Genomic DNA, 15,279 nt, shown 5'->3' with positions numbered 1-15,279 from the left:
GGAACAGAATGGACGTTCCCCGCATCCTCATCATCGCGGGCTCCGATTCGGGCGGCGGCGCGGGCATCCAGGCGGATATCAAGACCGTCACCATGCTGGGCGGCCACGCCACCACCGCGATCGCCGCCGTCACCGCGCAGAACACGCTGGGCGTCGATGCCGTCCACCCCATCCCCACCGAGATGGTGGCCGCGCAGATCGATGCGGTGGTGCGCGATATCGGCGTGGACGCGATCAAGATCGGCATGATCGGCTCCGCGCGCACCGCGCTGATGGTGGCGGAGAAGCTGGAGGATCTGCCCGGCGTGCCCGTGGTGTTCGATCCGGTGATGGTCGCCACCAGCGGCGCGGCGCTGGCCGACGACGCCACCATCGCCGCGTTCGAGCGGCTGATGCGCCGCTGCACCGTCTGCACCCCCAACCTGCCCGAGCTGAAGGCGCTTTCCGGCATGTCCGTGCTCGACAAGGAGCGGCAGGCGGAGAGCGCGCGCAGCCTGGTGGCGCGGCGCGGCTGCGCGGTGCTGGTGAAGGGCGGGCACGCCAGGGGGCGGCAGGTGACCGACCGGCTGTTCTCCCCCGAAGGCAGCGGCGAGCCGCCGGTGGTGGAATGGAGCGGCGCGCGCATCGACAGCGACAGCACGCACGGCACCGGCTGCACGCTTTCCAGCGCGATCGCGACCGAGCTGGCCAAGGACTGGTCGCTGGCCGAGGCGGTGACGCGCGCGCGCCGCTTCGTGCGGATGGCGCTGCGCCAGGCGCCGGGGCTGGGCGGCGGCCACGGCCCGATGGGGCAGCAGGCGGTGCGGCTGGACCTGAACCTGTCGCGCTTCTCGCCGATGCTGAACCAGGTGACGGTGCCCGCCGCCGATCTGGCCGCCAGCGAGCATTTCTACCGGCTGCTGGGCCTCAACCAGATCGTTCGCGCCCGGCCGCGCTATGCCCGGTTCGAGAGCGAGGGCGGCGCCACCTTCTCTATCGCCGCGGACGCGGTGCATGCCACGCCCACCGTCTATTTCGAATGCGGCGACCTGGACCTGAAGGTCGAGTTCCTGAAGAGCCAGGGCCTCGTCTTCGACCAGGAGCCCCGCGACGAAACCTGGGGCTGGCGCGAGGCGCGGCTGCGCGATCCCGCGGGCAACGTGATCTGCCTGTATCAGGCCGGCGAGATGCGGCGCTTCCCGCCGTGGCGGATCGAAGATGCCTGATCTGGCCTATGAAACCCGCTACGCCGCGCTCCACAACGGCCCGGTGGCCGGCGTGGACGAGGCGGGGCGCGGGCCGCTCGCCGGGCCGGTGGTCGCCGCTGCCGTGGTGCTCGACCCCGATCGCATCCCGGGCGGCATCGACGATTCCAAGGCGCTGAGCGGCAAGAAACGCGCCGCGATCCACCGGGAATTGCTGGCCTGTGCGACGGTGGGCGTGGGCATCGCCAGCGTCGAGGAGATCGACAGCCTCAACATACTGTGGGCGAGCATGCTGGCGATGGAGCGCGCGGTGGCGGCGCTGAACCTGCGCCCGGCCTTCGTGCTGGTGGACGGCAACCGCTGTCCCCGCTGGAGCCACGCCAGCGCGCCGGTGATCGGCGGCGACGCGCTGTGCCTGTCGATCGCCGCCGCCTCGATCGTCGCCAAGGAACATCGCGACCGGATGATGGAGGAGCTGGACGCGCTCTATCCCGCATATGGCTGGCGATCCAACAAGGGCTATGCCGCCCAGGTCCATCGCGATGCGCTCCGCGCGCATGGCCCCACGCCGCACCACCGCCGGAGCTTTGCCCCCGTCGCGCAGGCGGAGCTGAACCTGGGCGGATGATCGCGGCCGCCGCCGCGGCAGTGAGTCCTTCGCGCCACACCCACTATCCCTAGGGCCTGTGGATAACCCCGTGACTCAACATCTGCCACGGCCCCGAAATGTTCCGCCAAGTCAAGGATTCTTAAGGGATTCCCGTTAACCAATCTTCGCTTGACGACCATGGTCGTTGCCCCCGAAAACGGGGGTTCCGGCAAGGGGGTATCGTTAATGGGAGTGCTCGAAAAGGTTCGGCCAGGACGTGCGCGCGCGTGGATAGACACGCTGCCGCTCGACACGATCCTGATGCGCGACTGCATCGAGGCGATGGCTTCGCTGCCGGACAAGTGCGTCGATCTGATCTTCGCCGATCCGCCCTACAACCTCCAGCTCGGCGGCGACCTGAACCGGCCCGACGGCAGCCATGTCGATGCGGTGACCGACGATTGGGACAAGTTCGACAGCCTGGCCGCCTATGACGCCTTCACCCGCGCCTGGCTGACCGAGGCGCGCCGCATCCTGAAGGACGACGGCAGCATCTGGGTGATCGGCAGCTATCACAACATCTTCAAGGTGGGCTCGGCGATCCAGGATCTGGGCTTCTGGATCCTGAACGACATCGTGTGGCGCAAGGCCAATCCGATGCCGAACTTCAAGGGCACCCGCTTCACCAACGCGCACGAGACGCTGATCTGGGCATCGAAGGGCGAGAAGGCGAAATACACCTTCAACTATCGCACGATGAAGACGCTCAACGACGAGCTTCAGATGCGTTCGGACTGGGAATTCCCGATCTGCGGCGGGCAGGAGCGGCTGAAGAAGGACGGGCACAAGGTCCATCCGACGCAGAAGCCCGAGGCGCTGCTGTATCGCGTGCTGCTGGCTTCGACGAAGCCGGGCGACGTGGTGCTCGATCCCTTCTTCGGCACCGGCACCACCGGCGCGGTGGCCAAGCGGCTGGGCCGCCACTGGATCGGGATCGAGCGTGAGCCGGGCTATGTCGAGGCCGCCAGCGAGCGCATCGCCGCCGCGCTGCCGCTAGACGAATCCGCGCTGACGACGATGCAGGCGGGCAAGGCCGCGCCGCGCGTCGCCTTCGGCACGCTGGTGGAGAACGGCTATCTGACGCCGGGGCAGAAGCTGACCGACGCCAGGCGCCGCCACCATGCGGTTGTGCGCGCGGACGGGTCGCTCGCCGCGCCGGACGGGCAGGCGGGTTCGATCCACAAGCTGGGCGCGCTGCTCCAGGGCGCGCCTTCGTGCAACGGCTGGTCCTTCTGGCATTATGAGGACGCGAACGGGCTGAAGCCGATCGACGCGCTCCGCCAGACCTGGCTGCTCGCCACCCAGCCCTGAGGCGCGCGCACCGTTCGCCGCAATGGTGGCGTCGGGCGCTTTACGGGGCCGCCTACGCGCGCCTAAAGCGGCGGAATGTGGCGTCTCTACCAGTTCCCGCTCTGCCCCTTTTCGCGCAAGGTCCGCCTGCTTCTGGGCGAGAAGGGCATCGCCTGCGAGCTGAGCAAGGAATATCCCTGGGCGCGGCGCGACGAGTTCGTTGACCTCAATCCGGCGGTGCAGACCCCGGTGATGGTGGACACCGAACGCGGCGTGACGCTGATCGATTCGACGGTGATCTGCGAGTTCTTCGAGGAGACCGTTTCCAAGGCAGCGATGCTGAACGGCACCGCCACCGATCGCGCCGAGGCGCGGCGGCTGGCCACCTGGTTCGACACCATCTTCTTCCGCGATGTGACCGCGCCGCTGCTGTTCGAACGGATGCTGAAGCGGATCGTCTACAAGCAGGCGCCCGACGGCCAGGTGCTGCGCACCGCGATGAAGGCGGCGGTGGAGCATCTCGACTATCTCGATTACCTGCTCGATCATCACAATTGGGTGGCCGGATCGCAGATGAGCATGGCGGATCTGGCCGCCGCGGCGCAGATCTCGATCGCCGACTATCTGGGCGGGATCGACTGGAAGAGCCACGAACAGGCCAAGCGCTGGTATGTCGGCATGAAGAGCCGCCCCAGCTTCCGCCCGCTGCTGAGCGAGCGGATGGAGGGCATCGTGCCCCCCGCGGATTACGACAAGCTGGATCTGTAGGCGCCCCTTCGGCGGGGACGGAGCGCGCCCTCTCCCGGCGGCGCGCGGTCCCGGGCCTCTGCCCTGCCCTGGCCCGGTTCCGCCATTTCGGGGATTTCCGGGCCGGTGTTCGTGGAGCACCGGGGCTCCGCTGGGCCGCGGCGGCGGGCGGACGCGGGGATCAGGCGAAGAGGCCGATGCCCTGCGTGTCGGCCGCCAGGATCAACGCGGCGGTTATCGTGAAGGAAGCGATGCCCGCCGCGATGCTGTGCTTCGCGGACGGAGTCCTCGTCGGAGTCGCGCCGCTCATGCGATCGGAAGCTGCGGAACCGTGAACACCACCATCGCGGTGAACAGCACCGAACCGAACACGGCGAGGGTGCGCTGATAGGATTCGAGACGAGCGGTCATTGTATATTCTCCCTGACTGTGGCGCTGCCGGATCGTCCGGCGGCCGATGCCAGGGGTTTTGCAGGGAGCGTGCCAGATCGTTAAGCTATTGAAATAACAGCACTCACCCTCGGCAAACGGGGTCGGCATGGTGAATTGCGCCACGCGCATCGGTGAAAATGCGCCAACTTGCGGTGAAATATGCTGCTCAGCCGACGCGGATGCAGTTCCGGCCGGCTTCCTTGGCGGCGTAGAGCAGTTGGTCGGCGCGCTGGAAGCTGGTCTGGCAGGCATCCTGCGCGATCACCGAGACCAGGCCCGCGGAGAAGGTGACCTCGCCCAGCGGCGCATCGCTCTCGCGCAGGCGATAGCGCTTCGACGCGACGGTGGCGCGCGCCGTCTCCAGCGTCACCTGCGCGGCCTCGACGCCGATGCCGGTGAACAGCACCGCGAACTCCTCGCCGCCGTAGCGCGCGACCAGATGGCCGTTGCAGGACAGGCTCAGCGCCTCGCCGATCGCGCGGAGCACGCGATCGCCCACGGCATGGCCGAAGCGATCGTTGACCGACTTGAAGTGATCGACGTCGCACACCGCCAGGCAGATGCGCTCGCCGGACGCCGCCTGGGCGGCATAGGCCTCCTCGAACGCGCGGCGGTTGGGCAGGTTGGTCAGCGGATCGCGGCGGGCGTTGTCGCGCGCCTCCTCCAGCTTCTTGCGCAGGTCGCTCGCCTCGCGCGTGGCGGATTCGAGCCGCGACTCGGCCGATCGCACGCGCTCCAGCATCGTCGCGGTCAGCCGCGCCACCTCCTCGATCCGGGTCGCATCGCCGGATTGGCCGGCCGATCGCGTGATCGCTTCAGCGCTCGCGGCCAGGTTGCGGCCGAAATCCTCGGTCTCCGCGCGCATCGCGTGGACCATGTCCTCAAAGCCTTCGACCTGCATCTGCGTCTGCGCGACGAGGCCCTCCGCACGCTCCGCCGCGGCGGCGCCGCCGGTCACCGGCTTGGCCTCGCAGCCGAGCGAATCGATGTCGCGCTGGGTGAGCCGCACCCCGCCGTCGGTCATCGCATAGACGGCGCGCGCCAGCGGCCCGTCCGGCTCGGAAAGCAGGTGATAGGCGAACGTGAAATTGGCCGGCTCCGGCGAGAGCCGTTGCGCGAACAGAAACTCGCCGATCCGGTCGTAGAGGCGGCGCGCGGGGTCATTCCCCATGCCACTCGCCCTGACGACCCTGGCCCCGGACATGATATCCTCAACTCCCCTTTCGCCGTGAAACGCGGATCGCACCACGGCCCGGCAATCGCTGGAGAGGGGGTAGCCGGACAGATGCTAAAATAGCGTGAGCGCCGCCTTCACTTTCACGAAAGGGCCCATACCGGAGCTTTCTCTTGCACGCGCCCGTTACGGTGTCGGCGCCGGCCGAACAGGCCAGTCTCTAGCGCCGCGACTTGCGATATTTGCGCACGGCATCCAGCGTGTTGCGGACATGGCCCGCATAGTTGAGGTCGCTGAACACCGACAGGATCCGGCCGTTGGGCGCGATCACATAGCTGGTGCGGTTGGTGATCGGCTTGGCCTTCCCGTCCGCATCGCGGAACGCGACGTCATAGCCCGCGATCACCTGGGGGCTGGCGGCGGCGACGGTGAACTTGCCCGCGCAATGTTCCTTGGAAAAGGCCAGGAGCTGATCGGTCTTGCCCGCGGTCATGCCGATCACGGTGGCGCCCGCCTTGGTGAAATCGTCGAGCGCGTCGGCGAAGGCGGCGGCCTCCATGTTGCAGCCGGGCGTATAGGCGGCGGGGAAGAAATAGAGCACCACCGGCCCCTTCTTCAGCGCCGCCTTCAGGTTGACGCTGACCGGCTGGCCGTTGCGCGCGCCCTGGGCGGTGAAGTCCGGCGCCTTCGCCCCCGGCTGGAGCGCGGCGGCGGCGGGAAGCGCCACTGCGGCGACGGCGGCGGCGATGGCGACGGGAAGGGTCGGGCGCATGGATCGGGTCTCCGCTGGAAGCTTGTAGGAGTTTAGAGCGCACCCGCGCACGAGTCCAATGCCGCTGGCACGCGGCCGTTTCGCCCCGCGGCGCCTCAGCGGGTCAGCGCGATGCCGATGCGCGCCTGGGTGTCGCGCAGGTTGTATCCGTCCAGCGTCTCGCCATGGCCGGTGAAGGCCTGGCCGAACAGATAGATGCCGAAGCCCCCGCCCAGCCGCCCGAGCGGATAGGAGGCGAACAGCTCCGCCGCGCCCCGCCCCGTCTCGAAATTGCCGCGCGCGGTTAGCGCCAGCTTGATCCCATCCTCCTGGCGCACCGCGGCGCGCAGGCCGGTGTAGCCCCAATAGTCCGAAAGATCGGTCGCCACGCCCTGCTTGCCGACATAGATCCAGGCCTCGGGCGCCAGTTCCAGGCTCCAGCCGTCGGCCAGGTCGAAGCGCTTGGCCGCGCGGATCCACAGGCGGTTGGAGTCGATCGATCCCGCCCCGCGCCCGTTCGAATCATGCCGCCAGCCAAAGCCCAGCGTCAGATCGTCGCGCACCGGCACCTGGGCATAGACCTCGGGGCTGTAGATCGTCGAGCGGAAGGGGCCGGACGGCTGCTCGATCGCCCAGAACATCGTCTGGGTGTAGGCGAAGCGCAGATTGTCGAGCACCCCCGCCCCTTCGAACGGGCGCATCGCCAGGCTGACCTGGAGCTTCGCGCCGGCATCGCCATAGCCGAACACGCCATAGATCGGATCGTGCGGCTCGAACCGGTCGAGGAAGCCCGCGCTCGATCCCGCGGAGGTGGGAACCACCGTCTCCGCCGCAGCGACCTCGGCGGGCGGATGCGCCTCCGCCGGGGGCACGGCGACGCCCGCGATGCCGACCGGCACGTAGCGCGCCTTGACGAAGCCGCCCGGCGGCACGCTGGCGCGCGGCGCGGGCATCCGCTCCAGCACCAGCCGGGTGCCGTCAGCGGCGGTAACCTCGATCTCCTTCGGCCCTTCGGCATCCGCGGGGGCATCGCCTTCGTTGACCAGGAACACCTCGACGCCGCGCAGCGCCTCCTTCTCGGAGGCCGGCTGGGCGGGAACGGCGCGAATCTGCGCCGCGGCGGGCATGGCGGCGAGCAGCGCGGCAAGGGCCAGCAGGGAGCGCATCGCGCCGGATTGGCAGCGCATTATGACGTTGGCGAGTCAAATCTGGCGGTGGCGGACGCGCGCCCGGACGGCTAGGGGGCGGGCATGGCCGTCTCCCAGTCCGACATCGCGCTCGCCAGCCGCCTCGCCGACGCGGCGGGGGCGGCGATCCGCCCCTATTACCGCGCACCCCATGGGCTGGAGACCAAGGCCGATCAGTCGCCGGTGACGCTCGCCGATCGCGCCGCCGAACAGGCGATGCGCCGCCTGCTGGCGGCCGAGGCCCCGCGCGACGGCGTGGCGGGCGAGGAGTTCGGCGTCACCGATGGCACCAGCGGCCGCCAATGGGTGCTCGATCCGATCGACGGCACGCGCGCCTTCATCGCCGGGCGGCCGATCTTCGGCACGCTGATCGCGCTGCTGGAGGATGGCTGGCCGGTGCTGGGCGTGATCGACCAGCCGATCCTGAAGGAGCGCTGGATCGGCGCCGCTGGGCGCGGCACCAGCTTCAACGGCACGCCCGCCAGCACGCGCGCCTGCCGCTCGCTGGGCGAGGCGCTGCTCGCCACCACCTCGCCCGCGCTGTTCGCCGACGGGGAGCTGCACGCCTTCGAGCATCTGGACGCGGCGGTGCGCAGCACCGTGCTGGGCGGCGACTGCTATAATTATGCCTGTGTCGCGTCGGGCCATCTGGACATCGTCGTCGAGGCGGGACTGAAGCTCCACGATTTCGCCGCGCTGGTGCCCGTGGTGGAGGGCGCGGGCGGCCGCATGTGCGACTGGCAGGGCGATCCGCTCCACGGCGGCAGCAACGGCCAGGTGATCGCTGCCGGAGACCCGGCGCGCATCGACGACATATTGGAGGCGCTCGCCTGCCAGGGGCATTGACGGGCTCCGGATCGCTACGGCCCCGGCGCGCGGCAGCACGGCACCGGCCGGCCAGCATCGAACGGACCTGGACACGCTCATAAAGGCTGTTCGTGGGACGATGTCATCGTGCCCGGCCGGTTGCAAAGCGCCCGCGCCTCCGCTAATGGCCCCGCTTTCCGCGATTCAGGGGGACTGCCCGGCTAAATGGGCTGCCGGGGCCGTCCTAGATCGTCGCGTAACAAGGAGACGAAAATGCCCAAGCTCAAGACCAAGAGCGGTGTGAAGAAACGCTTCAAGTTCACCGCCACCGGCAAGGTGAAGCACGGCGTGGCCGGCAAGCGCCACCGCCTGATCTCGCACAACGCCAAGTATATCCGTACCAACCGCGGCACCAGCGTGCTGGCCGACGCCGACGTGGCTCACGTCAAGGCGTGGGCGCCGTACGGCCTGAAGTAAGGAGGCCTGACCCATGGCACGAGTGAAGCGTGGCACGACCACCAAGGCGAAGCACAAGCGGATTCTGGATCAGGCGAAGGGCTATTACGGCCGCCGCAAGAACACGATCCGCATCGCGCGCCAGGCCGTCGAGAAGGCCGGCCAGTACGCCTATCGCGATCGCAAGGTTAAGAAGCGGAGCTTCCGCGCCCTGTGGATCCAGCGCATCAACGCCGGCGTCCGCGCCGAGGGCCTGACCTACAGCCAGTTCATGCACGGGCTGAAGCTGGCGGGCATCGAGCTGGACCGCAAGGTGCTGGCCGATATCGCAATGCACGAGGGCGAGGCGTTCAGCGCCATCATCGCCCAGGCGAAGGCGGCGCTGCCCCAGGCAGCCTGAGGCGATCCGCCTCCCATCGCAGGAAACGCCCGGACGGCGCGGAGGCCCAGGCCTTCGCGCCGTTCGCACATGCAGCATAGCCGCTTGCCCGAGCGGCCGCGCCCGGTTACGGAATGCTCCACATCGGGGTAATCCGGTACCGGGGGGAACATGCTGCGATACCGCGCCGATATTGACGGGCTGAGGGCCGTCGCAGTTGTCCCGATCGTTCTGTTCCACTGCGGCCTCGCCGCGCTTTCGGGCGGCTTCGTCGGCGTCGACATCTTCTTCGTGATCTCCGGCTTCCTGATCACCGGGATCATCGTCCGCGAGATGGACACGGACAGCTTCTCGATCCTGAAATTCTACAAGCGCCGGATCGTGCGCATCCTGCCGGCGCTGTTCGCGATGCTGATCGTGGCGCTGGCGGCCGGCATCTTCCTGCTGCTGCCCAGCGAGCTGAACGGCCTGGGCAACAGCGCGGCGGCGGCATCGGGCTTTGTCTCGAACATCTATTTCTGGCGCGACTCCGGCTATTTCGCCGGCGCGGCGGAGACCAAGCCGCTGCTGCACACCTGGTCGCTGGGCGTGGAGGAGCAGTTCTACCTGTTCTACCCGCTGCTGCTGATGGTGATGCGGCGGTTCGCGCCGCGCCATCTGCGCGCGGTGCTGATCGTCGTCGGCCTGCTCTCGTTCGCCGTCAGCCTGGCCGCCTGCTACGCCTTTCCCGATGCCGGCTTCTATCTGCTGCCCAGCCGCGCCTGGCAGCTTGCGCTGGGCGGGCTGGTGGCGCTGGGCGCATATCCGCGCGTGGAGGACGGGCGGCGGCGCGATGCGCTGGCGCTGCTCGGCATCGGCCTGATCGCCGCGGCCTATCTGGTGATCCGCGCAGATTTCGCCTTCCCCGCGCCCTGGGGCCTGCTGCCCTGCCTGGGGGCCGCGCTGCTGATCGCCTATGGCGAGACCGCGGTAACCGGCCGCCTGCTGACGCTGAAGCTGATGCGCGGGATCGGCGCGATCTCCTATTCGCTGTATCTGTGGCACTGGCCGATCATCACCTTCTGGCGGCTGCAGTATGGGATGGAGCTTTCCGCCTGGGAGGTGCCGCTGCTGGCGCTGGCCTCCACCGCGGCGGCGATCGCGTCCTATTTCGCGGTCGAGCAGCCGTTTCTGCGGCGGTTCCGCGATACGCGGGCGTTGCCGGCCTGCATCGTGGGCGCGATCGCGGTGGTGGCGATGGTGGGCCTGGGGATGGCGGTGGCGGCCAACGCATCGCGATTCCACCGCTATCCGCCCCAGGTCGCCAAGGTGCTCGCCTATCTCGACTATAACCGGTCGCCGGAGAATAAATTCCAGTACCGGGCGCGAAGCTGCTTCGTGAAACGCAGCGAGGTGCTGGACGAGAAGCTGTGCCTGGCCGTCGATCCCAAGCGCAGAAACGTGGTGCTGGCCGGAGACAGCCATGCCGCGCAGCTATGGCGCGCGTTGCAGGAGCGATCGCCGGAGATCAACTTCCTTCAGGCGACACCGTCGGGATGCCGCCCGTTCCTGGGCACCAGGCCGCTGGCGCTCGATTCCGTCGCCAACGTGCATTGCGGGGAGATCGCCGCCAAGGTGTTCGGCCCGCTGATCGAGCACAACCGGATCGACGGCATGATCCTGGCGGGGCGCTGGCGCGAAAACGAGCTCGACGATGTGGTGAAGACGATTCGCTTCCTGCGCGCGCGCGGCATCGCCGTGACGGTGATCGGCCCCATCGTCGAATATAGCGACGACTTCCCCAAGCTGATGGCGCGGGCGCTGTTGCTGGAGGATCTGCGCTCGCTCGACCGGATGGTGAAGGCGGACCGGTTCGCGCTGGACCGGCGGATGCGCCCCGCCGTGGAGGCCGCGGGCGGGCGCTATGTCTCGATGACCGATATCGAATGTCCGGGCGGCAAGTGCATCCACCTTACGAAGGATGGCGTGCCGTATCAGGCGGACTATGGCCACCTGACCCTGCGCGCCGCGCGCGAGGTGGTGGCGCAGTTTCCGGCATTCTGACGCATCCGCGGCATGGCTTGCGCCCATCCCGCGCGGCACATACTCCTTTGCGGGAAAGCAGCTTGAGGGGGCTCGGATGATTCGGCGCGTGGCGTGGATCGCGGCGGCGGCTGCCGCACTGGCGGGATGCAGCCTGATCGGCTCGAAACCCGCCGAGCCGGATACGCTCGCGAAATGGGTGGCAGCCCATGCCAGACTGCCCGGCGACATCAGCACCGTGGTGGGCACCGGCGAGGGGATGAAGGCCGCCAAGACCGCCGACGGCAACGGCATCGTGCTGACCAGCACCGATCCCAAGTCCACCACGCCCGAACTGCGCTATTATTTCGTGCCGCTGAGCGAGGTGGACGCCAAGCTGGACGCCGATCTGCGCAAGGCGATCTTCCCCGGCGGCACCGCGACCTTCGCCCCCGATGGCGACAAGCCCGCGCGCAAGCTTTCCGAATCGGAACTTGAGACGCTCTACCTCAGCTTCATCGTCGCCAAGGACGTGGCGCTTTGCGAAGGGCTGACCAAGCCGTGCGACGCGGCGGTGCTGGCGGCGGTCGTCGGCAAGCTGAAGGGCGCGCCGCTGAGCGGCAAGGGCAGCCGCAGCTTCATGGTGACCGCCGCGCCGGACCCTGAGAAGGTGATGGGCGACGAGGCCGGCGACGTGCAGGCGCTGTGCGGCTTCGATCCCAAGCGCGACCGGATGCCGTCGCACGTGGCACAGGGATGCCAGAACCTGCGGCGGATGGCCTGGGCGATCGATCGCGGCTTCACGCTGAGCGAGAAGGGCGACCTTGTCGCGCTGACCCCCGAGGCGCTGAAGCGCCAGCTCGACACGCTGGCGCGCGGCCCGGTCTATCGCGACGGCAACCTCGACGGCGCCATCACGGAGGAGAACTGACATGCGCCGCCTGACCGCATTGCTGGCGATCGCGCTGCTCGCGGGTTGCGAGGAGGAGAAGGCGCCGGTGAACCGCATCGTGCTGCCTGCCCCGATCCAGGCGGGCACGGGCACGCCCGATCTCTCCGCCTTCCGCAAGGTCTATGTCGACAGCGAGAGCGGCCAGAAGCTGGCGCTGTTCTTCGTCGGCGACGCCAACGGCATGAGCGCCCAATATGTCGACGCGAACGGGCTGGTGGACCAGTCGCGCCTGTTGTCGGCGGAGGATAGCGCCGGCCGCAAGGAGGGCGATCCGGCCCGCGACTCCAGCGTGGCCGCGAACGTGCTGCTGACGCGATCCGGGCTGCCCGACCGCAGTTTCCAGGTGATCCCGGCGCAGGGCGGCAGCCTGATCCAGTACAACTATGGCAAGCTCCATTACCTCAGCTTCGTGGGGCTGAGCGGCGACACGCTGAAGCTGGGCATGCGGGTGGACATGCCGCTGCTCGCCAAGCTGACCGACGCGGCGGGGCTGGGCAGCAGCTTCCGCAGCCTGCCCGCGCTCGGCAATCCGGGCAGCAAGCCCGGGCGGCTGATCTTCTTCACCAGCGCGCCCGCGGGGCTGGGCAATGTGCTGACCGAGAATGCCGCCGCGCTGTTCCGCGAGGTGACCGGCGCCGAGAGCAACTGGAAGACGAGCGACCTGGCGGTGCCGGGATCGCTTTCCGACACCTCGTCGATCGAGGCGATCCGGCTGCGCGTGGCGTCGTTGAACTCCGGCGAGGACGCGGCAGGGGCGGCGGACGACGCGAACATGACCGTCGAGGATTACGACGCCACCGCTAACGCGATGTAGCGGACGGATGACGGCCGGGCATCGTCCCGACATCGACGGGCTGCGCGCGATCGCGATCGGCGCGGTGCTGGCCGCGCATCTGGGGCCGCAGGAATGGCGCGCCGGGGTGATCGGCGTCGACATCTTCTTCGTCGTGTCGGGCTATCTGATCACCCGGATGATCCGCGGCGGGCTGGCGGAGGGCAGCTTTTCGCTGCTCGACTTCTACCGGCGGCGCGCGGTGCGCATCCTCCCCGCGCTGCTGGCGATGATCGTCGCGGTGCTGGCGCTGGGCATGGTCCTGCTGCTGCCCACCGAGCTGGCGGCGCTGGGGCGTAGCGCGGCGGCGGCGGCGGGGTTCGCGGCCAATTTCCACTTCTGGTCGGGCGCGGGATATTTCGACGCGAGCGAGGCGCGGCCGCTGCTGCATAGCTGGTCGCTGGGGGTGGAGGAGCAATTCTACCTGGTGTTCCCGCTGCTGCTGGCGGCGCTGCACCGCTGGCTGCCGCGCACGATCCCCGGCGCGCTGATGCTGGCAACGGCGGGATCGCTGGCGCTGGGATGGTGGGTGTGCCTCGATCATCCGGCGGCCGGATATTATCTGCTGCCCGCACGCGGATGGGAGCTGGGGCTGGGCGCGGTGGCTGCGATGTGGCGCCCGGCCCCGGGCACCCCGCCGGGCCGGATGGCGGAGGCAGCCGCCGCCGTGGCGCTGGCCGCGATGCTGGGCTGGCTCGCCTTCGCCGATCCGGGCAGCGGCTTCCCCACGCCGGGCGCGCTGCCGTCCTGCGCGGCCGCCGCCCTGTTTCTCGCGATCGGAGCGGGCACCCGCGCTGGCGCCGTGCTGGCGGTGGCGCCGATGCGCTGGCTGGGGCTGCGTTCCTATTCGGTCTATCTGTGGCACTGGCCGCTCGCATCGCTGTGGCCGATGCTGCCCGGGAGCGGCAGTGTGATGGCGCCGCTGGCCGTGCTGGCGGCATCGCTGGCGCTGGGCGAGCTTTCGTACCGTTTCGTCGAGACCCCGTTCCGCCGCCGCTGGCGCGATGCCCCCCGGCCGGGACGGATCGTGCTGGCGGGCATGGCGGCGAGCGCGGCGGTGGCGGCGGTGGCGCTGATGATCTCCGCCAATGCCGGGCGCATCCGCCCCCTGCCGCCCGAGGCCGCGCGCATCCTGGCCTATTCGCAATATCGCCAGACGCCCGCCTTTGCCCATCAGTTCGGCCCGGTGCGCTGCTATGGCGGCACGCTGCGCTACGACCTGGAGGCGTGCCTGCGCTTCGACCCCGCGCGTCGCAACGTGGTGGTGATCGGCGACAGCCACGCCGCGCACATCTGGCGCGCGATCGCCGAGCGATTCCCGCAGGACAATGTGATGGAGGCCGCTTCGACGATGTGCCGGCCAGTGATCGCCGGCGACGGCGCGCGGCTGTGCCGCGACATGTTCGAACGGGTGATGCGCGGGGCCGTGTTCGCCGGAAAGGCGCAGGCGGTGGTGCTGGCGGGCAACTGGCAGCCGGAGGATATCCCCCGCATCGCCGCCACCGCGCGCGCGATCCGCGCCCGGGGAGTGGATGTCACCGTGCTGGGGCCGGTCGCGGCCTATCGCGGCATGTTCCCCGCCCTGCTGGCGCGGGGCCTGTTGCGCGGCGATCCCGATGCGTTCCGCGCGCGGCTGCTTCCGGAAATCGCGGACAAGGACCGGCGGATCGCGGCCGAGGCGCGGGCGGGCAGCGCACGCTATTTCTCGCTGTTCGCCGCCGAATGCCCCGCGGGCCTCTGCCGCGCGCTCACGCGCACCGGCGCCCCCTTCCATTTCGACGACGCGCACCTGACCATCGACGGCGCGCGCGAGCTGGTGCGGGACATGCCGCGCCCTTGATCGCCCCGGGAGCATCGCGCGCAGGTTGCGGTTCGCGCGCGCTTCTGCTTGGGGAAACGGCATGACGAGCGATCTCGAACAGCTCCGCGCCGAACTGACCGGCGCGATCGATGCGGCCGCCGGGCTGGACGCGCTGGAGGCGGTGCGCGTGCATGCGCTGGGCAAGTCCGGCGTGATCACCGGCCTGCTCAAGACGCTAGGCGGCATGACCCCCGAGCAGCGCCAGGCCGAGGGGCCGCGCATCCACGGCCTGCGCGAGGCGGTGACCGGGGCGCTGGCCGCACGCAAGGCGGCGCTGGAGGGCGCGGCGCTGGCGGCGCGGCTGGCGGCGGAGCGCGTCGACATGACGCTGCCGGTGGACGCCGTGCCGCCGGGCAGCGTGCATCCGGTGAGCCAGGTAATGGACGAGCTGGCCGAGATCTTCGCCGATCTGGGCTTCGCCGTCGCCACCGGGCCGGAGATCGAGGACGATTGGCATAATTTCACCGCGCTCAACATTCCGGAGACGCATCCGGCGCGCGCGATGCACGACACCTTCTATTTCGCCCAGAGCACGCCCGACCGGCAGATGCTGCTGCGCACGCACACCAGCCCGGTG

At 69.3% G+C, this 15,279-nt stretch carries 16 protein-coding genes; 12 read left to right on the top strand and 4 right to left on the bottom strand.

Annotation, left to right across the window (positions count from 1 at the left end):
* Positions 1–8: 8 nt before the first annotated feature.
* The 4 genes from thiD to OM513_RS03545 all read left to right on the top strand — a co-directional run bounded on the left by thiD (position 9) and on the right by OM513_RS03545 (position 3,891).
* Positions 9–1,205: a bifunctional hydroxymethylpyrimidine kinase/phosphomethylpyrimidine kinase gene (gene thiD / locus OM513_RS03560; protein ID WP_264942746.1), complete on the top strand. Its 1,197-nt coding sequence runs from the start codon at positions 9–11 to the stop codon at positions 1,203–1,205.
* Positions 1,198–1,812 (top strand): ribonuclease HII, encoded by a 615-nt coding sequence (locus OM513_RS03555; RefSeq protein ID WP_264942745.1) that lies wholly within the window; start codon positions 1,198–1,200, stop codon positions 1,810–1,812. The genes thiD and OM513_RS03555 overlap by 8 nt, the downstream gene beginning before the upstream one ends.
* 207 nt (positions 1,813–2,019) lie before the next feature.
* Entirely contained in the window at positions 2,020–3,144 is a 1,125-nt protein-coding gene (locus tag OM513_RS03550) for a site-specific DNA-methyltransferase (RefSeq protein WP_319951595.1), read from the top strand.
* Between the two features lie 75 nt (positions 3,145–3,219).
* Positions 3,220–3,891, top strand: coding sequence for a glutathione S-transferase family protein (locus OM513_RS03545; RefSeq protein WP_264942744.1), 672 nt, complete (start codon positions 3,220–3,222; stop codon positions 3,889–3,891).
* 160 nt (positions 3,892–4,051) lie between these two features.
* Here OM513_RS03545 and OM513_RS03540 read toward each other — a convergent pair whose 3' ends face one another.
* The 4 genes from OM513_RS03540 to OM513_RS03525 form a co-directional block, all read right to left on the bottom strand.
* A complete protein-coding gene (locus tag OM513_RS03540) occupies positions 4,052–4,180 on the bottom strand; it encodes a hypothetical protein (protein WP_264942743.1) in 129 nt (42 codons plus the stop codon).
* Positions 4,181–4,468: 288 nt separating this feature from the next.
* The gene (locus OM513_RS03535) at positions 4,469–5,473 is read right to left on the bottom strand and encodes a GGDEF domain-containing protein (protein ID WP_264942742.1); all 1,005 of its coding nucleotides are present in this window, start codon (positions 5,471–5,473) and stop codon (positions 4,469–4,471) included.
* Between the two features lie 223 nt (positions 5,474–5,696).
* The gene (locus tag OM513_RS03530) at positions 5,697–6,248 is read right to left on the bottom strand and encodes a redoxin domain-containing protein (protein ID WP_264942741.1); all 552 of its coding nucleotides are present in this window, start codon (positions 6,246–6,248) and stop codon (positions 5,697–5,699) included.
* A 95-nt stretch (positions 6,249–6,343) separates the two neighbouring features.
* Entirely contained in the window at positions 6,344–7,393 is a 1,050-nt protein-coding gene (locus OM513_RS03525; protein ID WP_264942740.1) for a phospholipase A, read from the bottom strand.
* 84 nt (positions 7,394–7,477) lie between these two features.
* On the opposite strand from OM513_RS03525, the gene hisN reads away from it, so the two are divergent.
* The 8 genes from hisN to OM513_RS03485 form a co-directional block, all read left to right on the top strand.
* On the top strand, positions 7,478–8,260 hold the full coding sequence (gene hisN, locus OM513_RS03520; protein ID WP_264942739.1) for a histidinol-phosphatase: 783 nt from the start codon (positions 7,478–7,480) through the stop codon (positions 8,258–8,260).
* A 234-nt stretch (positions 8,261–8,494) separates the two neighbouring features.
* Entirely contained in the window at positions 8,495–8,698 is a 204-nt protein-coding gene (gene rpmI / locus OM513_RS03515; RefSeq protein WP_110152511.1) for a 50S ribosomal protein L35, read from the top strand.
* Between the two features lie 13 nt (positions 8,699–8,711).
* Entirely contained in the window at positions 8,712–9,077 is a 366-nt protein-coding gene (gene rplT, locus OM513_RS03510; protein ID WP_264942738.1) for a 50S ribosomal protein L20, read from the top strand.
* A gap of 150 nt (positions 9,078–9,227) precedes the next feature.
* On the top strand, positions 9,228–11,099 hold the full coding sequence (locus OM513_RS03505; protein WP_264942737.1) for an acyltransferase family protein: 1,872 nt from the start codon (positions 9,228–9,230) through the stop codon (positions 11,097–11,099).
* Between the two features lie 76 nt (positions 11,100–11,175).
* Positions 11,176–11,988 carry a hypothetical protein gene (locus OM513_RS03500; protein WP_264942736.1) on the top strand — a complete coding sequence of 271 codons (813 nt, stop codon included), beginning with the start codon at positions 11,176–11,178 and terminating at the stop codon, positions 11,986–11,988.
* Position 11,989: 1 nt separating this feature from the next.
* Positions 11,990–12,823, top strand: a complete 834-nt coding sequence (locus OM513_RS03495) for a hypothetical protein (protein ID WP_264942735.1) — start codon at positions 11,990–11,992, stop codon at positions 12,821–12,823.
* 7 nt (positions 12,824–12,830) lie between these two features.
* Positions 12,831–14,681 (top strand): acyltransferase family protein, encoded by a 1,851-nt coding sequence (locus tag OM513_RS03490; RefSeq protein WP_264942734.1) that lies wholly within the window; start codon positions 12,831–12,833, stop codon positions 14,679–14,681.
* A 61-nt stretch (positions 14,682–14,742) separates the two neighbouring features.
* Positions 14,743–15,279: tRNA ligase subunit PheS family protein (locus OM513_RS03485; RefSeq protein WP_454615891.1), on the top strand; the 537-nt coding region annotated here is incomplete at its 3' end.

The sequence above is a fragment of the Sphingomonas canadensis genome (genome assembly GCF_026013525.1).
Taxonomy (GTDB): domain Bacteria; phylum Pseudomonadota; class Alphaproteobacteria; order Sphingomonadales; family Sphingomonadaceae; genus Sphingomonas; species Sphingomonas canadensis.
The sequence above is the reverse complement of the archived record's forward strand: the minus strand, read 5'-3'. Positions and strand labels throughout refer to the sequence as shown.